Genomic DNA, 26414 nt, shown 5'->3' on the forward strand with positions numbered 1-26414 from the left:
TCCTTGCTCACGCGGCTCGTCCACCTTCGAGGCCGGTTGGCGGTGCCCGTCGTACCTATCCAGTATCTGAGCGGCGAGCGTCGTCCAGGACGTCACGCAGTGCCCAGTAGGCAGGTTTCGCCTCGTATGTCGCGTCCCAGGGAAGAGCGTTTCCCGGACTCGGGGGATAGTGTCGCAGGTCAGCCGTGGAGCCGTACTTGTCGGTGAAACCCCAGGTCGAGAACGAGGTGCAGTTGGGTTCCTCGCTGCAGACGGCGAGTTTCCCCGCCAGTTGGCGGGCCTGGACGTCCTCTTCGTCCTCGTCGACGAGGACGTCCGCCTCCGAGACCCGGGCCTTCAGGCCGAGCCCGGCCAAAGCCCGGACCTTGCGTCGGAAGACCTCGGGGTCGGTACGGTCGCCGACGGCGTATTCGTGGTCCTGGAAACCGACGCCATCGATCGGAACGCCCCGCTCCTTCAACCGGATCAGCAGCGCGTAGAGGGCATCCCAGCGTGGACCGTCCTCCTCCACCCCGTACTCGTTGAGGTACAGCACCGCGTGCGGGTCGGCCTCGCGGGCAGCATGGAAGGCGATGTCGATGTATTGCTCACCCATCGCTTCGAACCACAACTGTGGCCGCACGCCCCGGTTGCCGTTGGAGTAGTCCTCGTCCTCGTCGGACATGGGCTCGTTCACCACGTCCCATTCCGCCACCTTCCCCCGGAAGTGGCCCGCTACCGCGCGTATGTGCTCCACCATGACGCGCCTGCGTTGCTCGTGCGTCATCTCGGCGCGCATCCATGCGGGCAGGGCTTCGAACCAGACGAGGGTGTGGGCGTGCACCTTCATCCTGTTGGCCTCGGCGAAGTCCACCAAGGTATCGCCTTCCGCGAACGCGAACACGCCGCGTCGAGGCTGGACGAACTGCGGCTTGAAGTCGTTCTCCGGCGTAAGCATGGAGAACTCCTCACCCGCCGTCCGGCGGTAGGCGCTGTCAGTCAGCAAGGGGCCCGCGGCCAGGGCGGTTCCCATACGGATCGGGCGTGGGAGAACCGCCGCCAGATCACGCATCGCATCGCTGGACCGGGGCACTCGCAGACCAGGCGCGTCCACGACGGACATCCGGCCCCGTCCCAGTGACCGCGCGTGGAGATCGCTGAGGGTCCAGCCCTTCCCGCGGGCTCCCGCATCCGCGCCGAACCAGATGCGGCCGTGGCCGAAGACGTCCCGCGCGGGAACGGTTCCCACGACCCTGCCGTTGGCCTCCAGCACAATCCTGTTCGCGCGGACTTCGACGGCGAGGCGGACTTCGAGCCCCAGGCCGCTCCCGAAGGTCCGGGTCATCGCGGGTCTGTCGGAGTCCCCGTCCCAGCGGTCGATCCGGAGCCTCCCGCCGACCACGCCGATGCGCACGCCGCGCCGTTCGTAGCGCCATTCGTCGTAGATGACCGGCGTCTCACCGTACAGATGCAGGTAGGCATCCGTGTCATCCGCACGCCGCAGGCCGGCTTCGATCCGGACATCCCCTCGGAACACCATGTGAGGACCGCGCAGGTTCACCGGTGGGTTCGGCTGTCCGCCGGTACCGTCCTGGTGTGTGACGCGCCGGTCGAGGGGGGTGACCCGTATCCCTGCGTGCGTGGGCTTCCCGCCGGCGAAGTGAGCCCAGTCCCTGCCGTTCAGGAGGTCCTCCACAGGTCCCCCCGCGGGCGCGGAGGTGCCGGCACGGTCCCCCGAGACACCAGCGACCAAGGCACACACAACCGCGATGACAGCGCTCTTTCGAAACCGCATGAACAGCAGCACTCCGTATCCTCAGCCCGTCTCCCGACGGCACCGCCGCCCTCAGCCACACCGTCGCCGAGCACCGCCCTCCCCAGCCGCGGCAAGAACGGTGCGCAACCGATCGCGCCGCCCCGCTGTGACTGATCGCCATTGTCTCAGGTGCGAGTGAGGGCCCGCCGGCCGAGGAGCGTTCGGGAACGACGGCCGGAAAGCGGTCGGTACGTACGGCCTACCTCGCCACCCGTCCGGCAGCCGAGGAACAGGCCCGCCAGAAGGACGAGTTGGTCGCCGAGATCCGGCACACCCACGACGCGTCGCGGCGGGCCTGCGGAGCCCCGAGGACCACAGCCGCGCTGCAGTCGCCCCGGACCGGCGCCGCCTGACGGCGGCAGCCCAAGAGATCAGGACCGGCAGACCCATGAGACCGGCCGCACCGAACAGGCCTGCCGCGTCGACATCGCCGAGGAGTGCCCCGAGCGCCACGAGATCGAAAACGGTGGCAGCTCCCCAGCGCCCGCCCACCGAACCCCAGTCGCGGACGGCCGGCGACAGCTCGAGCGCCGCCACGCACTACCGGACCCAGGGGCGATACCGGCCACGCAGCCCTTACGGTTCGTCAGCCGCCCCTTTCTGCAGGCGGGTTGACCGATGTACCGTCCGCGCATGTCGAAACGCACGCGCTTGACGACCTGGAGACCGCTCGCGACGGTGGCCGCCGCCGCCCTGACGGCCACCCTGCTGGCCCCCGCCGCCGCAGAGGCCGCGCCGCGCGAGAGCCTGCCCGTCCACTCCTACGCCGACGCCGTCCGCGAGGCCGTCTGGGTGGACACCGGCCTCGACGAGGACGAGGACGGCAGGACCGACCGCGTCGCCGTCGACATCGTCCGGCCCCGCGAACCCGCGCAGCAGGGCCGTAAGGTTCCCGTGATCATGGACGCCAGCCCGTACTACTCCTGCTGCGGGCGCGGCAACGAGAGCCAGAAGAAGACCTACGACGCGAACGGCGACGTCGTGCAGATGCCGCTGTTCTACGACAACTACTTCGTGCCGCGCGGCTACGCCGTCGTCGGCGTCGACCTGGCCGGAACCAACCGGTCCGACGGCTGCGTGGACGTGGGGGGCCGCTCCGACATCCAGTCCGCGAAGGCGGTCGTCGACTGGCTCAACGGCCGTGGCAAGGCCTACACCACCCGCACTGGAACCGAGCGGGCCGAGGCCGACTGGACCAACGGCCGCACCGGCATGATCGGCAAGAGCTGGGACGGCACCATCGCCAACGGCGTCGCCGCGACCGGCGTCGAGGGCCTGGAGACCATCGTCCCGATCGCCGCCATCTCCTCCTGGTACGACTACTACTTCAGCCAGGGCGCCCCGCTGTACGACTCCGGCCCCGACTGGCTGTCGAACTACGTCGAGAGCCCCGACGCCCGCGCCCGGTGCGCCGCGGTCCAGCGCGACATCGTCGAGGGCGCCCCGCGCACCGGCGACTGGACGCCGCTGTGGACCGAACGCGACTACGTGCGCGCCGCGAAGAACGTGAAGGCCAGCGTCTTCCTGGTGCACGGCATGCAGGACCTGAACGTGCGCATGCAGCACGTCGGCCCGTGGTGGGACGCCCTGGCGAAGAACGGGGTGCAGCGCAAGATCTGGCTCTCCCAGACCGGCCACGTCGACCCCTTCGACTTCCGCCGCGCCGACTGGGTCGACACCCTGCACCGCTGGTTCGACCACGAACTCCTCGGCCTCGACAACGGGATCGACCGCGAGCCCGTGGCCGACATCGAACGCCGGCCCGACCAGTGGGTCACCTCGACGACCTGGCCGCCGCGCGGCACCGGTACCGCGACCCTGCGCCCCGCCCGGGGCACCGAGGCCGGCGTCGGAACCCTGGGCCTTCGCGGGGGCACGGGCACCGAGGCCTTCACCGACGACCCGCGGCTGAGCGAGACCGACTGGGCCGCCCGTGTCGACCTCCCGACCCCGGACAAGGCGGGCTTCGTCACCGGACCGCTCACCCGCGACCTGCGCCTGTCCGGCGCCTCCCGGGTCACCGTCACCGCCACCCCCACCACCCCGACGGCACATCTCTCCGCCGTCCTCGTGGACCTCGGCCCCGACACCATCCGCGACTACGCCGACGACGGCGAGGGCATCACCACCCTCACCGAGCGCACCTGCTGGGGCCCGAGCACGGCCGGGGACAGCTCCTGCTTCAAGGAGACCGGCGCCAGGACCACCGACGTCGACCACACGATCGTCAGCCGCGGCTGGGCCGACCTCGGCCACCACGCCGGCGACGGCGAGGGCGACCCGCTCACCCCGGGCGAGCGGTACACGATCACCCTCGATCTCGCGGCCACCGACCACGTCGTCCCCGAGGGCCACCGCCTGGCGCTGATCGTCGCCGGCACCGACCGGGGGCTGATCGATCCCCCGGCCGACACCCCGACCCTCACCCTCGATCTGGCCCGCACCTTCGCGCAGGTCCCGTTCGTCGGCGGCACGGCCGCCTTCGCCCGCGCCACCGCCGGCTCCCACGCCACGGCCCCGGACACGGTCCTTGACGGCGTACGCCGACCGGGCCTCACCGCCCACCGCGTCCCGGGGGAGGCCGGATGAAGCGCGCCCTGATCGTCGCCGCGGCCATCCTCGCGGCCTCCCTCGTCACCGCCCCGGCCGCGCAGGCGGGCGACTCCCCGCCGCGCACCGGCTTCGAGCGGAGCGACGGCGCCCGCTGGACCACCCAGCCCGAGGAGCAGCGGTTCCTCGCGGCCGTCGACCGGGGGAGCAGCCGGGTCTCCGTCAGCCGTATCGGCACGACGCGACAGGACCGCCCGCTCCAACTCGTCCGTATCGGCACCCGCCCCGCCGCCCACACGATGCTGCTCGTGTGCAGCCAGCACGGCGACGAACCCTCCGGCCGCGAGGCCTGCCTCACCACCATCCGCGACCTGGCCTTCGCCGAGGACCGGCGCACCCGCCGCTTCCTGGAGCGCACCACGGTGCTCGTCGTCCCCACCGCCAACCCCGACGGCCGCGCCGCCGACACCCGTGGCAACAGCGACGGCGTCGACATCAACCGCGACCACCTCGCCCTGCGGACCGCCGAGGGCCGCGCCCTGGCCGCGGTCGTCCGCGACCGGCGCCCCGACGTGATCTACGACCTGCACGAGTACGGCGCCACCCCGCCGTACTACGACGAGGATCTGTTCGACCTGTGGCCGCGCAACCTCAACACCCACCCCGCCGTCCACGACGCGGCGCAGACCCTGTCCCGTGACCATGTCCGCCCGGCCGCCGGCGCCGCCGGGTACTCGACCGGCACCTATGGCATCTGGACCGACCCCGCCACCGGTGAACCGATCCGGCAGACCGCCGGCGACGGGCAGGAACGCATCCTGCGCAACATGTCCGGAATCAAACACGGCGTCGGCCTGCTCATCGAGAGCCGTGTCGACCCCCTCACCGACGCGGAGCAGGCCGACGAGGCGCTGAACAACCGGCGCAGGGTCAACTCCCAGCTCGCCGCGCTCGACGGCCTGGTCCGCTTCGCCGGGGAACGCCGCGGAGAGGTCGAGGCGGCCACGGCCGACGCCCGCACCGCCGGGTACGCCGACACGGGCCCCGTCCACCTGGGCGGCGCCGACAACGACCCGCCGGAACCGTCCGAGGTGATCGCCGACCCGCCGTGCGGCTACCGCCTCACAGCCGCTCAGTACGCGGACGTCGGGGACGAGCTGGCCCTGCACGGCGTTCGCGTACGCCCGGCCGGCGACGGCGTACTCGTACCGCTGCGGCAGTCGCTGCGCGCGCTCGTTCCGCTGCTCCTGGACGAGCGGGCCTCATACCACCTGGTGGAGGGGGAGCCAGACACGTCGTGCTGAGTAGGTGAGTTTTGCGCCAAAGGTGGTAGGGGCGTACCGGGAGGAGTTCTCTTCGCCCACGGCTCTGATGAAAGGTGCCGCCTGTGACGCAGGACCAGCACAGTGACAAGGACCCGACGGCAGGTCCCCTGCCGGGCTCCGAAGCGGGCCTGCCCGGCCGGGGGCGTCCCCAGACCGACCGGGTGGTGTTCGGCGTCACGGCCGTGCTCACCCTGGCGTTCGTGCTCTGGGGCGCCGTCGGGACCGACTCGCTCGAAGATGCCTCCAGCACCATGCTCGGGGGCCTGATGCACAACGGCGGCTGGGCGTTCATGCTGGCCGCCTCCGGCTTCGTCGTCTTCGCCCTCTGGCTCGCGGCCAGCCGCTACGGCCGGATCCACCTCGGCGCCGAGGGCGAGGAACCGGAGTTCCGCACCGTCTCGTGGGTCGCGATGATGTTCAGCGCGGGCATGGGAATCGGTCTGATGTTCTACGGTGTCAGCGAGCCGCTGGGGCACTACATCACGCCTCCGCCCGGCACCGATCCGGCCGACTCCGGCGACCGCATGGAGACGGCCATGGCGACCACCCTCTTCCACTGGACGCTCCATCCGTGGGCCATCTACGCCGTGGTCGGCCTCGCCATCGCCTACAGCACCTTCCGCAGGCGCCGCCGTCAGACCATCAGCGCCGTGTTCACCCCGCTGATCGGGTCGAAGAACGCCAATGGCATCGGGGGCCGGGTCATCGACATGCTCGCCATCGTCGCGACCGTGTTCGGCTCGGCGGCCTCGCTGGGCCTGGGCGCGCTGCAGATCGGCTCCGGTGTGCAGGAGCTGGGCTGGATGGAGAAGGTGAGCACGGGGCTGCTGGTCAGCATCATCGCGGTGCTGACGGTTGCGTTCGTCGCGTCCGCGATCTCCGGGGTGGAGAGGGGCATCCAGTGGCTGTCCAACATCAACATGGTGCTGGCGCTGGTGCTCGCCCTGTTCGTGTTCGCGGCCGGCCCGACGATCGTCGTCCTCGACCTGCTGCCCACCTCGGTCTTCTCCTACCTGGGAGATCTCCCGCAGCTGGCCGGGCGCACCGAGGCCAGCGGCGGCGAGGGCGTCGCGGACTGGCTGGGCAGCTGGACCGTCTTCTACTGGGCGTGGTGGATCTCCTGGACGCCCTTCGTCGGCATGTTCATCGCCCGTATCAGCCGGGGCCGCACGATCCGCCAGTTCATCGGCGGGGTCATCCTCGTGCCCAGCACGGTCAGCCTGGTCTGGTTCGCGGTCTTCGGCGGTTCGGCGATGAAGCTTCAGGAGCAGGGGCGGCTCGGTGAGGAGTCCACGCCCGAGGGCCAGCTCTTCGCGGTGCTGCAGCAGTTCCCCATCGCCACGGCCGCGAGTCTGCTGGTGATGATCCTCGTCGGCATCTTCTTCGTCTCGGGCGCGGACGCGGCCTCGATCGTCATGGGCACCCTCTCGCAGAGGGGTGCGCTCGAACCGGGCCGTCTGGTCGTGGTGTTCTGGGGCGTGGTCACCGGCGCCGTCGCGGCGATCATGCTGCTCGTCGGCAGCGGCCAGGGTGACGCGCTGACCGGCCTGCAGAACCTCACGATCCTCGCGGCGGCGCCGTTCGTCGTCGTGATGATCTTCATGTGCGTGGCCCTCATGCGCGACCTGCGCCGCGACCCGCTCATCGTGCGCGGCGAGATGGGCTCCGAGGCGGTGGAGCTGGCGGTCATCGAGGGGCACAAGCAGTACGACGGCGAATTCGAACTCCGCATCGGCCCCGGCCGCGGCCCGGACGTGGAGGGCGACCCCATCGGCAAACACTGACCGCCCACGCCGGCCCGCGAAGCCGACCGGCCGTCCGCCAAGGCCGCCCGCGGCCCGGCCGCCGACGGTCCGCGGGCCCGGCGGGTCGCACCGGGCCCGGCGGGTCGCACCGGGCCGGGCGCGGCCCGCAGCGGGCTGCCGCGCCGGGCCCGCCCCGTCCGGGCCGCGCGCGCTCAACCGGGCCGCGGCGGGGCGGGGTCACGGGACACTCGCCGGGTCATGGCGCTCGGGCCGCGGACCGACGCCGCCCGGGGCCGCCCCGCGGGGGCGCGGGCCCGGCCGTGCCGCCGCCCCGCCCCTACGTCCAGCCGGCGGTCAGCCCCGCCGCCTCCTCCGCGCAGCCCCAGGCGACGGTGACGCCCGCGCCGCCGTGGCCGTAGTTGTGGACCAGGAGCCGGCCGTCGGGGAGCGGGACGCGTTCCAGACGGACCGTGTGGCGGGCGGGGCGCAGGCCCACCCGGTGGCCCAGGACACGCGCGTCGGCGATCTCCGGCCGCAGTGCCGCGCACCGCCGCACGATCGCCTCCGCCACCGCCGGGTCCGGCTCCAGGGACCAGGCGTCCTCCTCCGCCGTGCCGCCCAGCACCAGCCGACCCGGCTGCGGGAAGAAGTACGCCATCGCACCGTCGGCCCCCGTGGAGACCATCCACGTACGGATCCCGGGGTTCTCCACGACCACCAGCTGCCCCCGCACCGGCCGCACCGCCGGATCCGGCACCAGCTCCCGCGCCCCCAGCCCCGCGCAGTTGACCACGACCGGCGCTCGGGCCTCCGCCCAGTCCGCCACCGTACGCGTCTCGACCGCTCCGCCCGCCGCCAGGAACCGCTCCCGCAGCCAGGGCAGATGAGCCGACATGTCGATCAGCGGCAGCCGGGCCCAGACACCCGACCCGGCGGGATATTCCTCGGCCGTCGCCCCGCGCAGCCCCGGCAGCCGTGCGGCGGCCCACGCGCCGACCTCGTCCGGTGCCGTCTCGCCCAGTACTCCTTCGACCATCCGTACGCCGGTGGTCCCCGGCCGCGCCGCCAGTTCCCCGTACACCTCCAGCGACCGCAGCGCCCAGGCACGCACCGACGCCTCCGGCTCGATCCGGTACGGCCACCACAGCGCGCCCGCGACCGCCGAGGTGGTCCGCCCGACCGGGTCCCGCGTCCACAGCCGTACCCGTACGCCGCGCTCGGCGAGAACCACGGCCGTCGTCAGCCCGACGACCCCACCGCCGATCACCAGGACATCACAGTCCAGTTCGGTTTCCATCGGGGGACGGTAGCGGAATATGTCATGCCGTGCTCAGGTCCGTCCCGCGATGGGAATACTCACAGCATGTCCGCCGAGTACGCGACCTTCGGCCTGGCACCGGCGACGAGAGCCGGTGGGCTCCTGGCCAACGGTGACTACCAAGTCCACCGGGACTTCGTCGACTTCGTCGTCGACGGACGCCCCCTGCTCTTCCGCCTCTCCGACCTGGACGCGGTCTCCCCGCTCGCCTCCGACGTCCCGCCCTCCCTCTTCACCGCCCAGGTCCGCAGCCTGCTGCTGGAGACCGAGGCACCGCTGCCCGCCGACCGGTACATCGTCTACGGCTGCCCCGAGTGCGAGGACCTCGCCTGCGGCGCGGTCACCGCGGTCATCGAACGCGACGGCGAGGACTTCATCTGGCGGGACTTCGCCTGGCAGACCGACGTGCGCGCCGATCTGGAACTCAACGGCTACCACGGCATAGGCCCGTTCCGCTTCCGCGGCACCGAGTACCGCACCGCCCTCGCCTCCCTCCTCGACGGCGGCTCCCCGGGCGCCCGCCGCCGCGTCCTGCTGATCGGCGCCCGCGTCGCCCTGCTCGCCAGGCTGGCCGCGGCCCTGCGCACCATCGGCGTCGGCGCCGACATCGCCCAGAACGCCGAAGGTGTCCCCGCCGACGAACTGCGGGCCTACGGCGCCGTGGTCTTCGGCCGCTCGGTCGGTGCGGGAGAACGCGACGCCGTACGCCGTGCCTTCGCCGACGCCGGCGTCGACGTGCCCTGCGTCGACGGCTTCGCCCCGATCGTTCCGCTGCTCGTCGCCCAGACCGAACAGGTCCTGGACCGCAGCCCACGGGAACAGCGCCGCCTGACGGATCTCACCGCCGCCGGCGACGGGGCGGAACTGGAGGTCACCTCGTCCTGCCGGGTACGGCTCACCACGTACCGGGTCGACCGCCTCTCCCGCACCCACACCCAGGACCTGTTCGACGGCGTACTGGAGCCAGGCCGTCACCGGGTCCTCCTGGACGCCAAGGCGGTGAAGGGCGACTCCTACCTCGTGGCCCGCACCGCCGGGACGGTGCTGGTGGCGGCGGTGGGGCGGTGAAAACCGCGGAGCGGCCGGCCGCGTACGGCCGTTAGGATCGGCGGTCTGATGACTGCCACCCTCGTTGCCAAGAACCTCGCCGCCGGTCACGGTGACCGCTCCCTGTTCACCGGTCTCGACCTCGTCGTCGCCCCCGGCGACGTGATCGGCCTGGTCGGCGCCAACGGCGCGGGCAAGTCCACGCTGCTGCGCCTGCTCGCCGGCCTCACCGCGCCGGAGGAGGGCGAGCTGCGGCTCTCCCCGCCCACCGCGACCGTCGGGCACCTCCCGCAGGAGCCGGAGCGCCGGCCCGGCGAGACCGTACGCGGCTTCCTGGCCCGCCGCACCGGTGTCGCCGAGGCCCAGCGGGCGATGGACGAGGCGACCCAGGCTCTGGTCGACGGGGCGCCGGGCGCGGACGACGCGTACGCCACCAGCCTGGAGCGCTGGCTGTCCCTGGGCGGCGCCGACCTCGACGAGCGCGCCGAGGAGGTCGCCGACTCCCTCGGTCTGGCCGTCGACCTGGACCAGCCGATGACCGCCCTCTCCGGCGGTCAGGCGGCCCGTGCCGGACTGGCCTCCCTCCTCCTCTCCCGCTACGACGTCTTCCTGCTCGACGAGCCGACCAACGACCTCGACCTGGACGGCCTGGAGCGCCTGGAGCGTTTCGTGGGCGGACTGCGCGCCGGCACCGTGGTCGTCAGCCACGACCGCGAGTTCCTCACCCGCACCGTCACCAAGGTCCTCGAACTCGACCTCGCCCAGCGACAGATCAACCTCTACGGCGGCGGCTACGCGGCCTACCTGGAGGAGCGGGAGGTGGCCCGCAGACACGCCCGCGACGAGTACGAGGAGTACGCCGACAAGAAGTCCGCGCTCCAGGACCGGGCGCAGATGCAGCGGGGCTGGATGGACAAGGGCGTGAAGAACGCCCGCCGCAAGGCCGGCAACGACAACGACAAGATCGGCCGCAAGTTCCGCAGCGAGGCCAGCGAGAAGCAGGCCGCCAAGGCGCGTCAGACGCAGCGCATGATCGAACGGCTCGACGTCGTCGAGGAGCCGCGCAAGGAGTGGGAGCTGCGCATGGAGATCGCGGCGGCACCCCGCTCGGGCGCGGTCGTCGCGACCCTGCGGGACGCCGAGGTCCGGCGCGGGGACTTCACGCTCGGCCCGGTCTCCCTGCAGATCGACTGGGCGGACCGGGTGGCCGTCACCGGCGCGAACGGCGCCGGCAAGTCCACACTGCTGGGTGCCCTGCTCGGCCGCGTCCCGCTCGACGCCGGGCACGCCGCCCTCGGCTCGGGTGTGCTGCTCGGCGAGGTCGACCAGGCCCGTGCGCTGTTCCACGGCCCCGAGCCCCTGCTCGACGCGTTCCGCCCCGGCGTCCCCGACCTCGAACCGGCCGACATCCGCACCCTGCTGGCCAAGTTCGGCCTCAAGTCGGACCACGTCATGCGCCCCGCCGCCACCCTCTCCCCGGGCGAACGCACCCGCGCCGCCCTCGCCCTCCTCCAGGGCCGGGGCGTCAACCTGCTGGTCCTCGACGAGCCGACCAACCACCTCGACCTACCGGCCATCGAGCAACTCGAAGCGGCCCTGGACGCCTACGAGGGCACCCTCCTCCTGATCACCCACGACCGCCGCATGCTGAACGCGGTAAGCGTGACCAGACGCCTGGAGGTCACGAACGGCAAGGTGACGGAGGCGACCGCGTAGGCGGTGTCGTGTGGCTCGGGCCTTCGGGGGAGGCACCCGGCCGGCGCCGGCCGCGCACCCACCCCCATCGGCGCCGGGTGCCTATGCCAGCCCCGCCCGCCGCAACGCCTCGGCCATGGCCCCATTGGCGGGAGCGGGCGCAGCCGACGGCCGCCCCTTCCCCCCGGAACGCCCCTGCTGCTGCCGCTGCTTCGGCGGCCGGCCCCCCTGCCGCTCCCCGCGCGGCCCCCGCTGCTGCTCTCCCTGAGGCGCGGCCTCGTCATCCAGCCGCAGCGTCAGCGAGATCCGCTTCCGCGGAATGTCGACGTCCAGCACCTTCACCTTGACGATGTCGCCCGGCTTCACCACATCCCGCGGATCCTTCACGAACGTCTTCGACATCGCGGACACGTGCACCAGCCCGTCCTGATGCACACCGACGTCCACGAACGCCCCGAACGCGGCGACGTTCGTGACGACACCCTCCAGCACCATCCCGGACGACAGGTCGGAGATCTTCTCCACGCCCTCCTTGAAGACGGCCGTCTTGAACGCCGGCCGCGGGTCGCGCCCCGGCTTCTCCAGCTCCCTGAGGATGTCCCCGACGGTCGGCAGACCGAACGTCTCGTCCACGAAGTCCTGCGGCCGCAGCGACCGCAGCACCGCCGTGTTGCCGATCAGCGAGGCGACCTCCGCACCGGAGGTCTTCACCATGCGCCGGACCACCGGATAGGCCTCCGGGTGCACACTGGACGCGTCCAGCGGGTCGTCGCCGCCGCGGATCCGCAGGAAGCCCGCGCACTGCTCGTACGCCTTCGGGCCGAGCCGCGCCACCTTCTTCAGCTCGCCGCGCGACCTGAACGGCCCGTTGGAGTCCCGGTGGGCCACGATGTTCTCGGCGAGCCCGGACGTGATGCCGGAGACCCGGGCCAGCAGCGGCGCCGACGCGGTGTTGACGTCCACGCCCACGCCGTTCACACAGTCCTCCACCACCGCGTCCAGTGAGCGCGACAGCTTCACCTCGGACAGGTCGTGCTGGTACTGGCCGACCCCGATCGACTTCGGGTCGATCTTCACCAGCTCGGCCAGCGGGTCCTGCAGCCGGCGGGCGATCGACACCGCGCCGCGCAGCGACACGTCCATGTCCGGCAGTTCCTGGGAGGCGAAGGCGGAGGCCGAGTACACGGAGGCGCCCGCCTCCGACACCATCACCTTCGTCAGGTTCAACTCGGGGTGCTTGGTGATGAGTTCGCCGGCCAGCTTGTCGGTCTCGCGGGACGCCGTGCCGTTGCCGATGGCGATCAGCTCGACCGCGTGCTCCTTCGCCAGCCGCGCCAGCTTGGCGATCGCCTCGTCCCACCGGTTCGCCGGGACATGCGGATGGATCACGTCCGTGGCGACGACCTTGCCGGTCGCGTCGACCACGGCCACCTTCACACCCGTACGGAAACCGGGGTCGAGACCCAGCGTCGCCCGCGTGCCGGCCGGGGCGGCGAGCAGCAGGTCGCGCAGGTTGGCCGCGAAGACCCGCACCGCCTCGTCCTCGGCGGCCGTGCGCAGCCGCAGGCGCAGATCGATGCCGAGGTGCACCAGGATGCGCGTGCGCCAGGCCCAGCGGACCGTGTCCAGCAGCCACTTGTCGGCCGGACGCCCCCGGTCGGCGATCCCGAACCGGTGCGCGACGATCCCCTCGTACGACGACGGGCCGTCCACCGGCTCCTCCGGCTCCAGGACGAGGTCCAGGACCTCCTCCTTCTCACCGCGCAGCAACGCCAGGATCCGGTGCGAGGGCAGCTCGGTGAACGGCTCGGCGAAGTCGAAGTAGTCGGCGAACTTCGCGCCCGCCTCCTCCTTGCCCTCGCGCACCTTGGCGGCCAGCCGCCCGCGCACCCACATGCGCTCGCGCACCTCGCCGATCAGGTCGGCGTCCTCCGAGAACCGCTCGGTGAGGATGGCCCGCGCGCCGTCCAGGGCGGCCTGCGGATCGGCGACCCCCTTGTCCGCGTTCACGAACGCGGCGGCCGCGGCGAGGGGTTCGACGCCCGGATCACCGAGCAGCCCCTCCGCCAGCGGCTCGAGACCCGCCTCCCGGGCGATCTGCGCCTTGGTGCGCCGCTTGGGCTTGTACGGCAGGTAGATGTCCTCCAGCCGCGCCTTCGTCTCGGCGCCCCGGATCCGCGCCTCCAGCTCGTCGGTGAGCTTGCCCTGTTCGCGCACCGAATCGAGGATCGCCGTACGACGCTCCTCCAGCTCCCGCAGATAGCGCAGCCGCTCCTCGAGCGTGCGCAACTGCGCGTCGTCGAGCATCTCGGTCGCTTCCTTGCGGTAGCGGGCGATGAAGGGCACCGTCGAACCGCCGTCGAGCAACTCGACGGCAGCCTTGACCTGCCGCTCCCGTACGCCGAGCTCCTCGGCGATCCTGCCTTCGATGGACCCTGTGAGGGGTGTCGTCACGATCCCGTACCGCCTTCTCCACTGAGGTTGCGCGGCAATTGTGGCAGGTGACGCCGACAATCGGGGATCAGGGCGGCGACTCGCCCGAATACCGCACGAGCGGCGTCAGGCGCGGCGGCCACGGGTGGTGGACGAGGCCCCGCCGAAGAGCCGGGCGAGCGCCCGGAACGGCAGCGTCACGACCGTGGCGATGGCCCCGCCGATCTGGCGCAGAACGTCTGCGATGGCACGGAACACGAGTTTCCCCTTTCGTTTCCCGGCCCCTGCGGCCGGTGTGTGCTCCTCCGTGTACCTCGTCAACGCTTCAACATGCCTGCCACCGACCCGCTCCCCGTCGCCGGCCATGGCAGGAAAGGTGGGAAACCCGTCGTTGCGGCCATCACGGGCAGCGCCAAGAATCGACCGCATGGCGCAGCGAACCGTTCTCGTCGTCCTCTTCGACGGCGTCCAGAGCCTTGATGTCACCGGTCCCGTGGAGGTCTTCGCGGGCGCCGAGAGGCACACCCCGGGGACGTACCGGCTGTGCACCGCCTCCCTGGACGGCACTCCGGTGCGGACGACCAGCGGTCTGACCGTCGTACCGGACGGGGCCCTCGCCGACGCGCCGGAGCCGCACACGCTGGTCGTACCCGGCGGGCAGGGCACCCGTCGGCCCGATCCGCGGCTGACCGACTGGCTGCGCCGGCACGGGCCGCGCGCCGAGCGCCTGGTCTCCGTCTGCACGGGGGCCGCCCTGCTCGCCGGCGCCGGACTGCTGGACGGGCGCCGCGCCACCACGCACTGGGCCTACAGCGACACGCTGGCCCGCGACCACCCGGCCGTCGAGGTCGACCCCGACCCCATCTACGTGCGTGACGGCCACGTCACCACGTCCGCCGGTGTCACCTCGGGCATCGACCTCGCGCTCGCCCTGGTCGAGGAGGACCTCGGCCGGGCGGTCGCCCTCACCGTCGCCCGGCATCTGGTGGTGTTCCTGCGCCGGCCGGGCAACCAGGCCCAGTTCAGCGCCCAGCTCGCCGCCCAGACCGCGCGACGCGAGCCGCTGCGCGAGGTGCAGCAGTGGATCACCGAACACCCCGACGCCGATCTGTCCGTCGAGGCGCTCGCGGCCCGCGCCGCCCTCTCACCGCGCCACTTCGCCCGCGCCTTCCACACCGAGACGGGCATGCCACCGGGCCGCTACGTCGACCGGGTACGGCTCGAACACGCCCGGCGCCTGCTGGAGGACACCGGTGACGGCGTCGAGGAGATCTCCCGCGCCAGCGGCTACGGCACGCCCGAGGCGATGCGGCGCGCCTTCGTCCGGACCCTCGGGGCGTCACCGGCCGAGTACCGCCGCCGCTTCCGGCCCGCTCCCTCACCCGCCCGCATCTGAAAGGTTCCCGATGCAGATCGCCATCGTCCTCTTCGACCGCTTCACCGCCCTCGACGCCGTGGGCCCGTACGAGACCCTGGGCCGGCTCCCGGGCGCGCAGACCGTCTTCGTCGCCGAGCGGACCGGGCCCGTGCGCACCGAGACCGGCGCGCTCGCGATCACCGCCGACCGGACCCTGGCCGAGACCCCGGCCCCGGACATCGTCGTCGTCCCCGGCGGCCCCGGACAGACGCCCCAGATGGAGAACGAGCACCTGCTGGACTGGCTGCGCGCCGCCGACGCGTCCAGCACCTGGACGACGTCCGTGTGCACCGGATCCCTGCTGCTGGCCGCGGCCGGGCTCCTCGAGGGACGCCGGGCCACCTCCCACTGGCTGGCACTCGACCACCTGAGGCGGTACGGCGCCGAGCCCACCGGGGAGCGGGTGGTGACCGACGGCAAGTACGTCACCGCGGCCGGTGTCTCCTCCGGCATCGACATGGGGCTCACCCTGCTCGGCCGGATCGCCGGCGACGAACACGCCCAGGCCGTCCAGCTGCTCACCGAGTACGACCCGCAGCCGCCCTACGACGCCGGCTCCCCGCAGAAGGCGCCCGCGCACCTCGTCGAGGAGTTCCGGTCGAAGAGCCGCTTCAGCCTGACGTAGACACGCTCCAGGTGAAGCGCGGCGGCCGGCGCTCCAGGAACGCGGCGACACCCTCCGCGGTGTCGCCGCTCTCCCGTGCCCGCTCGCTCCAGTGCGCGTCCCGGTCGGTGCGGCCGTTCGCGAACTCCTTCGCCGCGGCCTGGGTCAGCTGGGAGCGGGACGCCAGGATCCGGGTGAACTCCGCGACCCGCTTGTCCAGTTCGCCCCCGGGCAGTACCTCGTCCACCAGACCGGTGCGCAGCGCCCGCTCTGTCTCGATCAACTCACCCGAGAACAACAGGTACTTGGCGGTGGCCGGGCCCACCAGTGACACCAGCCGCCGAGTGGCGGAGGCCGGGTAGACGATGCCGAGCTTCGCCGGTGTCACCCCGAACCGCGCCCCCTCCTCCGCGAACCGCAGATCGCAGGCCGCCGCCAGCTGGGCCCCGCCGCCCACGCAGTGCCCGCGGACCGCCGCCAGGGTCGGCTTGGGGAAGGCGGCGAGCGCCTCCTCCGCCGCGACGGCCAGCCGCTGCGCCCGGAGCGGCGACCCCTGGAGCGTGGAGATGTCGGCCCCGGCGCAGAACGTCCCGCCCTCACCGGTCAGCACCAGCGCCCGCACCCCGGGGTCGTACGCCAGCGCGTCGAGCAACGGCGGCAGGGCGCCCCACATGGCGGCCGTCATCGCGTTGCGCTTCGCCGGATGGCTGATGACGACCGTGGCGACCGAGTCGGTGACGCTGTGCAGCAGCTGCGGCTCCATGCGCCGGATGCTATCCGTCCCCGTCGGCGCGCCGGCCGGGAGGGAGTGCGCAAGGCGGCCAGTACGTCATCGGTACGTTCTTCTTCTGCCCCGCCCTGCTCCTCTTCTCTCCCGCCCCGCTCCTCGACGGTCCGGGGCTGATCGCCACCGGCTACGGGGGACGCCGGATCGCCGGGACGGTCTCCGGCCGGCTGGCCGGTGAGGAGGCCGCGCGCACGCCGGGGGAGCTGCCGGGCGGGCAGAGCGGCCGGGGAGAGCCCGCCTGGGGAACCCGTACAACCCGAAGAGTGCGCCGAAACGGCACAGGGCGGACCGGAACGGTCCCGCAATCGACCGTGTCATACGCCAACGGTCGGGAACGTTCGATATCCGCTGACTTATGTTCAGCGTCGAAGTGCGGAGCCGATCGGTACCAACCTCGACGTGTGGTGACAATCGAGCGTGAGGGTGGCGAATCGCTGCCGTACGAAGGTGTCTGGCGGTTCACCGCCCCGGCCGTGGACGCATCGGTCCCGCAGGCCCGTCACGCGGTGCGCGACCTGCTGCTGCGGCAGGGGGTTCCGGTCGCGGACGACATGGTGCAGGGGCTGCTGCTGATCGTCTCGGAGCTGGTCACCAACGCCGTACGGCACGCGGCGCTGCTGTCCCCGATGCTCGCCGTCGAGGTCGCCGTCGGCGCCGAGTGGGTCCGGGTGTCCGTGGAGGACAACCACCCCTACCGGCCCACGGCCCTGGAGACCGACCACGGCCGCACCGGTGGCCGCGGTCTGCTCCTCGTGCGCGAGATCACCCGCGAGGCGGGCGGGGCCTGCGAGGTGGAGCACACCACGACCGGAGGCAAGGTGATCTGGGCCGCCCTGCCGCTCAAGCCCGCGCGGCGGCTCCAGGACCCGTCCGACGGCATGATCCGCCGGACCGGACCCGGCGAGGTCACCAGCCCGCCGACGGCCCCGTGAGTTCGCGGACCGCCGGACGGGCCGCGTCCAGGACGGTCATGAACCAGGCCGAGAAGGTGTCCCTCGCGTGCCGCTCCGCCAGCTCGGCCGGGTCCGCGAACGCCGTGGACGCCACCTCCTGGGGATCGGGCCGCAACGGCGACTGCACCATGCCGACGAAGAGGTGGTTGTACTCCTGCTCGACCAGGCCCGAGGACGGGTCCGGGTGGTTGTAGCGGACCGTGCCGGCCTCGGCGAGCAGCGACGGCGACACGCCCAGCTCCTCGAAGGTCCGCCGGGCCGCCGCCGCGAACGGCGCCTCACCGGGGTAGGGGTGACCGCAACACGTGTTGGACCACACACCGGGGGAGTGGTACTTGCCCAGCGCCCGCTGCTGGAGCAGCAGCCGCCCGCGCTCGTCGAACAGGAACACCGAGAACGCCCGGTGCAGCTGCCCCGGGGGCTGATGGGCGGCGAGCTTCTCCGCGGTGCCGATCGTCACGCCGTCCTCGTCGACCAGTTCCAGCAAAATCGGCTCGGCGGTGCCGTTCGACGGGCTGTGCGTCGCGGTGGCAGGTGTGATCGGCATACCCATCCTTCACTCGGTCTTCGCGCCCCAAGTCTGCCGCACGAATCCGGCACTCCCGGCACTCCGCGACCCGCCCGCATGTCCCACGGGCGGCGCGGGAGGCTGCCGGCACCGGCCGGACGACGCAGGCGGACCCGGGGTGAGGGTGCCCGCGGCGGCCGACCGGAAATCGCCCGCGGCGGGATCAATGGGTGAAAGGACGCCGATACGGGGGCGGAGAGCCGCGTTCCCCGGCGCATGGGTGCGACGGGGCGCTTTCGGGCCGCCTCAGTGGCAGAGACGCGCCTCGTGTCGGGCGTGCCCCTGGGGCTCCAGCTGGAAGGTGCAGTGCGCCACGTCGAAGTGGTCGCCCAGACAGCCCTGCAGCTCGTGCAGCATCTTCTCGTGCCCGATGGCGTTCAGCACCTCGGAGCTGACGACCACGTGCGCGGAGAGCACCGGCATCCCCGAGGTGATCGTCCAGGCGTGCAGGTCGTGGACGTCCTCCACCCCCTCCGTGGCCAGGATGTGCGCGCGTACCTGTGCCATGTCGACCCCCTTGGGTGCCGCCTCCAGCAGGACGTCCAGGGTCTCGCGCAGCAGCTTCCAGGTCCGGGGCACGATCATCAGGGCGATGAGCAGGGAGGCGATCGGGTCGGCGGCCGTCCAGCCGGTGGTGAGGATCACCAGCGCGGAAAGGATCACCGCGACCGAGCCGAGCGCGTCCGCCGCCACCTCCAGGAAGGCGCCGCGCACGTTCAGGCTGTCCTTCTGCCCGCGCATCAGCAGCGTCAGCGACACCATGTTGGCGGCCAGACCGATCGCGCCGAACGCCATCGTCAGACCTCCCTCGGTGCCGGCCGGGGTGACGAACCGCTGGGCCGCCTCGTACAGCACATAGCCACCGACGCCGAGCAACAGCAGACAGTTGGCCAGGGCGGCGAGGATCTCCGCGCGGGCGAGCCCGAAGGTGCGGCGCTCGCTCGGCGGGCGGCCCGCGACGTGGATGGCCAGCAGGGCCATGCCGAGCCCCAGGGCGTCCGTCGCCATATGGGCCGCGTCCGCCACGAGCGCGAGCGAGTCGGCCAGTATCCCGCCGACGAGCTCGACCACCATGACGCCGAGCGTGATGGCCAGCGCCGCCCGCAGCCTGCCGCGGTACGCCGCACTCGCGGTACCGCCGGCAGGCGCCCCGTGCGCATGCCCGTGATCGTGCCCAGCCCCCATAGGAGTCGCCGCCCTTCCGTGACCGTTCCGATCACAGTGAACTACGGGCGGGGGGTATCCGGCAACGCGGCACTGAACACCGTTGTCATGTGCCCTGACCTGCGCAAACGATCCGCAGGTCAGCGTGGTTCAGTGGCCTGCTGCCGTTGCCGGCCCTGCCAGGCGGAGTCGACCATCTCGTACACCGAACGGCCGGCGGTCCAGCCGAGGTGCTCGGCCGCGCGGGTGGCCGAGGCCACCGCGCGGGGGGCGTCGCCGGGGCGCCGGGCCTCGACGAGCGGGGCCCGGGTGTCGCCGGTGACCTCGCCGATCACCGTGATCAGCTCGCGCACCGACACGCCCTCGCCGCGGCCGATGTTCACCGTCAGGTCCCCGGTGGAGTCCCCGCCGGACAGCCGGCGGGCCGCCGCGAGATGGGCCTCCGCCAGATCGGCCACGTGGATGTAGTCACGGACGCAGGTGCCGTCCGGTGTCGGGTAGTCGTCGCCGAAGATGCGCGGGGCCTCGTGGCGGGTGAGCCGGTCGAAGACCATCGGCACGATGTTGGAGACGCCGGTGTCGGCGAGCTCCGGCGCCGCCGCCCCGGCCACGTTGAAGTAGCGCAGGCACACCGTGGCGATGCCGTGCGCCCGGCCCGCCGCCCGCACCAGCCACTCCCCGGCGAGTTTGGTCTCGCCGTAGGGGTTCACCGGGGCGCAGGGCGCGTCCTCCGTGATGAGGTCCACACCCGGGTCGCCGTACACGGCCGCGGAGGAGGAGAACACGAAGCGTTCGATCCCGGCCTCCGCGACGGCGTCCAGCAGCGTCGCGAGGCCGCCCACGTTCTCCCGGTAGTAGCGGGTCGGCTGTGCCACGGACTCGGCGACCTGCTTGCGGGCGGCGAGGTGCACCACCCCCGTCACCCCGTGCTCCGCCAGCACCCGCCTCAGCAGCTCGCCGTCCAGCGACGAGCCCCTGACCAGCGGGACGTCGGCGGGAAGCCGCGCCGGCACCCCGGCCGAGAGGTCGTCGAGGGCGACGACACGCTCCCCGGCATCGGTCATGGCCCGCGCCACGTGCGCCCCGATGTAACCGGCTCCGCCGGTGATCAGCCAAGTCATGGTCGCCCACCCTATGCGGACCCGTGCCGGTCGATTCCATCCATGTCGCCCATATCGCCCCCAGTGGGCGGATCGACGGCCGGTGGCGCCCCATATCGACGTCAATGCCCGTTCTGGCGGCGCGGTTTGTGGGCCGGGCCCCGCATCCCCGATGATGATCGCGGCAGCGAGGTGGGCGAACCACGTCGATCCAGCCGTCGAACGGGCGGTGAACGCAGGCTTCCGGGTATCCGATAGCCTCTGCCGACATGCCGCCCGGAGGTCCCGGCACGGGCACCCCACCATGTACACGACCGGCGTGGACGCGTCGGCCCCCAGGGAGTGATTTCGGTTGTCGACCGCCATCCTCACCGGTCAGCCGGTCCCCGGTTCGTCACTCGAGGGCGACCTGCGGTCCCTCGGCTTCGACGTGCGGATCGCGTCCGGCGCCGCCGAGGCCGAAACGCTGCTCGCCGGTGTGCCCGCGGGACAGCGGGTCGCCGTGGTCGACCCCCGCTTCGTGGGCCATGTGCACGCGCTGCGCCTCGCCCTCACCGACCCCCGCTTCCCGCTGGCCGCGATCCCCGGCGCCGTCACCGCCCAGCAGGCCGGCCGCCAGGCCCTCACCCGCGCGATGGCCCGCGAGAACTCCGCAGCCGGCGAAACCCCGGCAGGCGGTACCACCCTCGTGGACAGCCTCGCCGACCGCGTCGTCGCCGCCCTCGACACCGAGGGCGCCGCGGTGCACCGCCCCGAGCTCGGCAGCCTCGTCGCCACCGTCCCCGGCGACCCCCAGGGCCGCAACGAGGCCCGGCAGGCCGTCGCCGCCGTCGACGACGAGGCCATACGCCTGAAGTCCGCGGTCAAGGCCCGCGACGGCTTCTTCACCACCCACTTCGTCAGCCCCTACTCCCGCTACATCGCCCGCTGGTGCGCCCGCCGCGGTCTGACCCCCAACCAGGTCACCACCGCCTCCCTGCTCACCGCGCTCATAGCGGCCGGCTGCGCGGCCACCGGCACCCGCGGCGGCTTCGTCGCCGCCGGCGTCCTGCTCATCGCCTCCTTCGTGCTGGACTGCACCGACGGCCAGCTCGCCCGCTACTCCCTGCAGTACTCCACCCTCGGCGCCTGGCTCGACGCCACCTTCGACCGCGCCAAGGAGTACGCCTACTACGCCGGTCTCGCCCTCGGCGCCGCCCGCGGCGGCGACGACGTGTGGGCCCTCGCCCTCGGCGCGATGGTCCTGCAGACCTGCCGGCACGTCGTCGACTTCTCCTTCAACGAGGCGCACGTCGTGGGCGCTGACGCCACCGCCAACACCAGCCCCACCGCCGCCCTCTCCGACAAGCTCGACAGCGTCGGCTGGACGGTCTGGGTACGCCGCATGATCGTCCTGCCGATCGGCGAACGCTGGGCGATGATCGCCGTCCTCACGGCCGTCACGACTCCCCGGATCACCTTCTACGCGCTGCTCATCGGCTGCGCCTTCGCGGCGACGTACACCACCGCGGGCCGCGTCCTGCGCTCGCTGACCCGCAAGGCCCGCCGCACCGACCGGCCGGCGCAGGCACTCGCGGACCTCGCCGACTCCGGCCCGCTCACCGAGGCGCTCACCGCCCCGCTGACGGAGCCCGCACGCCGGCTCCCCGGTTTCGCCGCCCCCGCCGTCGCCCTGCTCGGCGGCCTCGCCGTCGTCGCCACGGCCGCGCTCACCGGCTTCGGCGGCCCGTGGACCATCGCCGCCGCCTGCCTCTACGTCCTGACCTCCGCCCTCGCCGTCGCCCGCCCCCTCAAGGGCGCCCTCGACTGGCTGGTCCCCCCGTTCTTCCGCGCCGCCGAGTACGGCACCGTCCTGGCGCTGGCGGCCCACGCCGAGGTGAACGGAGCCCTTCCGGCGGCCTACGGGCTGGTGGCCGCGGTCGCCTACCATCACTACGACACGGTCTACCGCATCCGCGGCAACGCGGGCGCGTCCCCGCGCTGGCTGGTGCGGGCGACCGGGGGGCACGAGGGCCGCGTCCTGGTGGTCGCCGTCCTCGCGGCGCTGCTCACCGCCGCGCAGTTCACGGTCGCGCTCACGGTCCTCGCCGTGGCCGTGGCCCTGCTGGTGCTCGTCGAGAGCATCCGCTTCTGGGCGTCCGCAGGGGCGCCCGCCGTACACGATGAAGGAGAACCCGCATGATCGGCCTCGTGCTGGCGGCCGGCGCCGGACGGCGTCTGCGCCCCTACACCGACAGCCTTCCCAAGGCGCTGGTGCCGGTGGGGCCCGCGGGCATAGAGGGCGAACCGACGGTCCTGGACCTGACCCTCGGCAACTTCGCCGAGATCGGCCTGACCGAGGTCGCGGTCATCGTCGGCTACCGCAAGGAGGCCGTGTACGAGCGCAAGGCGGCCCTGGAGCGGACGTACGGTCTCAAGCTCACCCTCATCGACAACGACAAGGCCGAGGAGTGGAACAACGCCTACTCCCTGTGGTGCGGCCGTGACGCCCTCAAGGACGGCGTGATCCTCGCCAACGGCGACACCGTGCACCCGGTCTCCGTCGAGAAGACCCTGCTCGCCGCACGCGGCGAGGGCAAGCGGATCATCCTCGCCCTGGACACGGTCAAGCAGCTGGCCGACGAGGAGATGAAGGTCGTCGTCGACCCCGCGAAGGGGATGACGAAGATCACCAAGCTGATGGACCCGGCGGAGGCGACCGGCGAGTACATCGGTGTCACCCTCATCGAGGGCGACGCCGCTCCGGAACTGGCCGACGCGCTGCGGACCGTGTGGGAGGCCGACCCGCAGCAGTTCTACGAGCACGGGTACCAGGAGCTGGTGAACCGGGGCTTCCGGATCGACGTGGCGCCCATCGGCGACGTCAACTGGGTGGAGATCGACAACCACGACGATCTCGCCCGCGGACGGGAGATCGCGTGCCAGTACTGACCCGGCTCATTCCCTCGCCGGTCGTCGTGGACATCCGCCCGGGTGCCCTCGACGACCTGGCCTGTGTCCTCGCCGACGAACGCATCTCGCAGTCCGGCAGGCTCGCCATCGCCGTCAGCGGCGGTTCGGGCGCCCGGCTGCGCGAGCGGATCGCGCCCTCGCTGCCCGGCGCCACCTGGTACGAGGTCGGCGGCGGCACCATCGACGACGCGGTCCGGCTGGCGAGCGACATAAAGGCCGGCCACTACGACGCGGTCGTCGGCCTGGGCGGCGGAAAGATCATCGACTGCGCCAAGTTCGCGTCGGCACGTGTCGGCCTGCCCCTGGTCGCCGTCGCCACCAACCTGGCGCACGACGGCCTGTGCTCGCCGGTCGCGACCCTCGACAACGACGCGGGCCGCGGCTCCTACGGCGTGCCGAACCCGATCGCGGTCGTCATCGACCTCAACGTCATCCGTGAGGCCCCCGTCCGCTACGTACGGTCCGGCATCGGCGACGCCATCTCCAACATCTCCGCGGTCGCGGACTGGGAACTGTCCCACCGCGTCAACGGAGAGAAGGTCGACGGCCTCGCCGCGGCCATGGCCCGGCAGGCCGGCGAGGCGGTCCTGCGGCACCCGGGCGGGGTCGGCGACGACGGCTTCCTGCAGGTGCTGGCCGAGGCCCTGGTCCTCACCGGCATCGCCATGTCCGTCTCCGGCGACTCCCGCCCCTCCTCCGGTGCCTGCCACGAGATCAACCACGCCTTCGACCTGCTCTACCCCAAGCGGGCCGCCGCCCACGGCGAGCAGTGCGGACTCGGCGCCGCCTTCGCGATGTACCTGCGCGGGGCGCACGAGGAGGCGGCGTACATGGCCGAGGTGCTGCGCCGGCACGGGCTTCCGGTGCTGCCGGAGGAGATCGGATTCACGGCGGACGAGTTCGTCCGGGCCGTCGAGTTCGCCCCGGAGACCCGCCCCGGCCGCTTCACCATCCTCGAACATCTCGACCTCAAGACCGAACAGATCAAGGACGTCTACGCCGACTATGTCAAGGCCATCGGTAGCTGAACTCCGTCCGGTCGTGCACCCCGCGGGGGTCAAGGACCGGCGCAGCGGTGAGCACTGGATGGGGCGCCTCTACATGCGCGAGGTGTCCCTGCGGGTGGACCGCTACCTGGTGAACACCAGGGTCACGCCCAACCAGCTCACGTACCTGATGACCGTCTTCGGTGTCCTCGCGGCCCCGGCCCTGCTGGTGCCGGGGATCGCGGGGGCCGTGCTCGGCGTGGTCATGGTCCAGCTGTATCTGCTGCTGGACTGCGTCGACGGCGAGATCGCGCGCTGGAAGAAGCAGTACTCCCTCAGCGGGGTCTACCTGGACCGGGTCGGCGCCTATCTGTGCGACGCCGCCGTCCTGGTCGGGCTGGGCCTGCGCGCCGCCGACCTGTGGGGCCCCGGGCGCATCGACTGGCTCTGGGCCTTCCTCGGCACCCTGGCCGCGCTCGGCGCGATCCTGGTCAAGGCGGAGACCGACCTGGTCGGCGTGGCACGCCACCAGGGCGGGCTGCCGCCCGTCAAGGAGGCCGCCGCCGAGCCGCGCTCCTCCGGCATGGCACTGGCCCGCAGGGCCGCCGCCGCGCTCAAGTTCCACCGGCTGATCCTCGGCATCGAGGCGTCCCTGCTGATCCTGGTCCTCGCGATCGCCGACGCGGTCCGCGACGACCTGTTCTTCACCCGGCTCGGCACCGCCGTCCTCGCCGGCATCGCCCTGCTGCAGACCCTGCTGCACCTGGTGTCCGTCCTCGCCTCCAGCAGGCTGAAGTGAGCGGCGGCATGAAGGTCGGCGCGGTGATCATCACCATGGGCAACCGCCCCGACGAGCTGCGCGCCCTGCTCGACTCGGTCGCCAAGCAGGACGGCGATCCGGTCGAGGTCGTCGTCGTCGGCAACGGCTCGCCCGTCCCCGACGTCCCCGACGGCGTGCGCACCGTCGAGCTGCCGGAGAACCTCGGCATCCCCGGCGGCCGCAACGTCGGCGTCGAGGCCTTCGGCCCCGGCGGCCGGGACGTCGACATCCTGCTGTTCCTCGACGACGACGGCCTGCTCGCGGGCCACGACACCGCAGAGCTGTGCCGCGAGGCCTTCGCGGCCGACCCCCGGCTGGGCATCATCAGCTTCCGCATCGCCGACCCCGAGACCGGGGTCACCCAGCGCCGTCATGTGCCCCGGCTGCGCGCCTCCGACCCGCTGCGCTCCTCGCGCGTGACCACCTTCCTCGGCGGCGCCAACGCCGTACGCACCCAGGTCTTCACCGAGGTCGGCGGGCTGCCGGACGAGTTCTTCTACGCCCATGAGGAGACCGATCTGGCCTGGCGGGCCCTCGACGCCGGCTGGATGATCGACTACCGGTCCGACATGGTGCTGTACCACCCGACGACCGCCCCGTCGCGGCACGCGGTCTACCACCGCATGGTCGCCCGCAACCGCGTCTGGCTGGCCCGCCGCAACCTCCCCGCGCTCCTGGTCCCCGTCTACCTGGGCGTCTGGATGTTCCTCACGCTGCTGCGCCGCCCTTCGCGGCCGGCCCTGAAGGCGTGGTTCGGTGGGTTCCGGGAGGGCTGGGCCACCCCCTGCGGGCCCCGTCGGCCCATGAAGTGGCGTACGGTGTGGCGGCTGACCCGACTGGGCCGGCCCCCTGTCATCTGACAAGCTCGTGTCCGGGAACATCGGGGCCGTACCCAGGCTCCCCGGCTCATGTCAGGCCCGCGGGCCGAGCATCTCGAGGACGAAAGTTTTCCACTAGTGAGTGAGACAACGCACGACGGCACGGTCGCGGTCAGCGCGCCCGTGCCGCCCGACGAGGGCCTCACGGCGGCCCAGCTCGCCGCCAAGTACGGGCTGTCCGTCAGCGGCGCCCGGCCGTCCCTCTTCGAGTACGTCCGTCAGCTCTGGGGACGGCGGCACTTCATCCTCGCCTTCTCGCAGGCGAAGCTGACCGCCC

Annotated in this window: 21 protein-coding genes and 1 pseudogene; 14 read left to right on the forward strand and 8 right to left on the reverse strand. The window is 72.3% G+C overall.

Annotated features, from left to right (window positions below):
- Positions 1–55 precede the first annotated feature (55 nt).
- Positions 56–1786: an endo-1,4-beta-xylanase gene (locus tag IE178_RS28380; protein WP_193514274.1), complete on the reverse strand. Its 1731-nt coding sequence runs from the start codon at positions 1784–1786 to the stop codon at positions 56–58.
- Between the two features lie 642 nt (positions 1787–2428).
- Between IE178_RS28380 and IE178_RS28385 the strand changes: the two genes are divergently transcribed.
- From IE178_RS28385 to IE178_RS28395, 3 genes are all read left to right on the forward strand, one after another.
- Positions 2429–4384, forward strand: a complete 1956-nt coding sequence (locus tag IE178_RS28385; RefSeq protein ID WP_184763234.1) for a Xaa-Pro dipeptidyl-peptidase — start codon at positions 2429–2431, stop codon at positions 4382–4384.
- On the forward strand, positions 4381–5649 hold the full coding sequence (locus tag IE178_RS28390; protein WP_184763235.1) for a M14 family metallopeptidase: 1269 nt from the start codon (positions 4381–4383) through the stop codon (positions 5647–5649). The genes IE178_RS28385 and IE178_RS28390 overlap by 4 nt, the downstream gene beginning before the upstream one ends.
- An 83-nt stretch (positions 5650–5732) precedes the next feature.
- On the forward strand, positions 5733–7454 hold the full coding sequence (locus IE178_RS28395) for a BCCT family transporter (protein ID WP_193514275.1): 1722 nt from the start codon (positions 5733–5735) through the stop codon (positions 7452–7454).
- Between the two features lie 298 nt (positions 7455–7752).
- Here the strand turns inward: IE178_RS28395 and IE178_RS28400 are convergent, their stop codons facing one another.
- Complete coding sequence (locus IE178_RS28400) at positions 7753–8712, reverse strand: FAD-dependent oxidoreductase (RefSeq protein WP_193514276.1); 960 nt, start codon at positions 8710–8712, stop codon at positions 7753–7755.
- A 66-nt stretch (positions 8713–8778) separates the two neighbouring features.
- Between IE178_RS28400 and IE178_RS28405 the strand changes: the two genes are divergently transcribed.
- On the forward strand, positions 8779–9801 hold the full coding sequence (locus tag IE178_RS28405) for an oxidoreductase (RefSeq protein ID WP_193514277.1): 1023 nt from the start codon (positions 8779–8781) through the stop codon (positions 9799–9801).
- A 48-nt stretch (positions 9802–9849) separates the two neighbouring features.
- Positions 9850–11496 (forward strand): ABC-F family ATP-binding cassette domain-containing protein, encoded by a 1647-nt coding sequence (locus IE178_RS28410; protein WP_184763239.1) that lies wholly within the window; start codon positions 9850–9852, stop codon positions 11494–11496.
- An 81-nt stretch (positions 11497–11577) separates the two neighbouring features.
- Here the strand turns inward: IE178_RS28410 and IE178_RS28415 are convergent, their stop codons facing one another.
- Complete coding sequence (locus IE178_RS28415; RefSeq protein ID WP_193514278.1) at positions 11578–13929, reverse strand: Tex family protein; 2352 nt, start codon at positions 13927–13929, stop codon at positions 11578–11580.
- Between the two features lie 105 nt (positions 13930–14034).
- Positions 14035–14166 carry an LPFR motif small protein gene (locus IE178_RS36295; RefSeq protein WP_268250122.1) on the reverse strand — a complete coding sequence of 44 codons (132 nt, stop codon included), beginning with the start codon at positions 14164–14166 and terminating at the stop codon, positions 14035–14037.
- A gap of 169 nt (positions 14167–14335) precedes the next feature.
- Between IE178_RS36295 and IE178_RS28420 the strand changes: the two genes are divergently transcribed.
- Together IE178_RS28420 and IE178_RS28425 are read left to right on the forward strand one after the other, a co-directional pair.
- Positions 14336–15304: a GlxA family transcriptional regulator gene (locus tag IE178_RS28420; RefSeq protein ID WP_193514279.1), complete on the forward strand. Its 969-nt coding sequence runs from the start codon at positions 14336–14338 to the stop codon at positions 15302–15304.
- A 10-nt stretch (positions 15305–15314) separates the two neighbouring features.
- Complete coding sequence (locus tag IE178_RS28425; protein WP_193514280.1) at positions 15315–15950, forward strand: DJ-1/PfpI family protein; 636 nt, start codon at positions 15315–15317, stop codon at positions 15948–15950.
- Here the strand turns inward: IE178_RS28425 and IE178_RS28430 are convergent.
- Positions 15937–16692, reverse strand: a complete 756-nt coding sequence (locus IE178_RS28430; protein WP_193514281.1) for an enoyl-CoA hydratase/isomerase family protein — start codon at positions 16690–16692, stop codon at positions 15937–15939. The genes IE178_RS28425 and IE178_RS28430 overlap by 14 nt on opposite strands.
- A 425-nt stretch (positions 16693–17117) precedes the next feature.
- Between IE178_RS28430 and IE178_RS28435 the strand changes: the two genes are divergently transcribed.
- The gene (locus tag IE178_RS28435) at positions 17118–17648 is read left to right on the forward strand and encodes an ATP-binding protein (protein WP_318280289.1); all 531 of its coding nucleotides are present in this window, start codon (positions 17118–17120) and stop codon (positions 17646–17648) included.
- Here IE178_RS28435 and idi read toward each other — a convergent pair.
- The 3 genes from idi to galE form a co-directional block, all read right to left on the reverse strand.
- Entirely contained in the window at positions 17623–18216 is a 594-nt protein-coding gene (idi, locus tag IE178_RS28440; RefSeq protein ID WP_184763244.1) for an isopentenyl-diphosphate Delta-isomerase, read from the reverse strand. The genes IE178_RS28435 and idi overlap by 26 nt on opposite strands.
- A 267-nt stretch (positions 18217–18483) precedes the next feature.
- Positions 18484–19422 (reverse strand): cation diffusion facilitator family transporter, encoded by a 939-nt coding sequence (locus tag IE178_RS28445; RefSeq protein ID WP_193514282.1) that lies wholly within the window; start codon positions 19420–19422, stop codon positions 18484–18486.
- Between the two features lie 119 nt (positions 19423–19541).
- Positions 19542–20522, reverse strand: coding sequence for a UDP-glucose 4-epimerase GalE (gene galE / locus IE178_RS28450; RefSeq protein WP_193514283.1), 981 nt, complete (start codon positions 20520–20522; stop codon positions 19542–19544).
- 331 nt (positions 20523–20853) lie between these two features.
- On the opposite strand from galE, the gene IE178_RS28455 reads away from it, so the two are divergent.
- From IE178_RS28455 to IE178_RS28480, 6 genes and pseudogenes are all read left to right on the forward strand, one after another.
- Entirely contained in the window at positions 20854–22683 is a 1830-nt protein-coding gene (locus IE178_RS28455; protein WP_193514284.1) for a DUF5941 domain-containing protein, read from the forward strand.
- Complete coding sequence (locus IE178_RS28460; RefSeq protein WP_184763248.1) at positions 22680–23432, forward strand: phosphocholine cytidylyltransferase family protein; 753 nt, start codon at positions 22680–22682, stop codon at positions 23430–23432. Before IE178_RS28455 ends, IE178_RS28460 begins: the two co-directional genes overlap by 4 nt.
- Entirely contained in the window at positions 23420–24481 is a 1062-nt protein-coding gene (locus tag IE178_RS28465) for an iron-containing alcohol dehydrogenase family protein (protein WP_184763249.1), read from the forward strand. Before IE178_RS28460 ends, IE178_RS28465 begins: the two co-directional genes overlap by 13 nt.
- A complete protein-coding gene (locus tag IE178_RS28470) occupies positions 24459–25238 on the forward strand; it encodes a CDP-alcohol phosphatidyltransferase family protein (protein WP_193514285.1) in 780 nt (259 codons plus the stop codon). Before IE178_RS28465 ends, IE178_RS28470 begins: the two co-directional genes overlap by 23 nt.
- A gap of 8 nt (positions 25239–25246) precedes the next feature.
- A complete protein-coding gene (locus tag IE178_RS28475; RefSeq protein ID WP_184763285.1) occupies positions 25247–26119 on the forward strand; it encodes a glycosyltransferase family 2 protein in 873 nt (290 codons plus the stop codon).
- Between the two features lie 96 nt (positions 26120–26215).
- Positions 26216–26414 (forward strand): annotated as a pseudogene (locus IE178_RS28480) (ABC transporter permease); the annotation flags it as partial.

This window comes from Streptomyces griseoloalbus, from assembly GCA_014650015.1.
GTDB lineage: Bacteria > Actinomycetota > Actinomycetes > Streptomycetales > Streptomycetaceae > Streptomyces > Streptomyces griseoloalbus.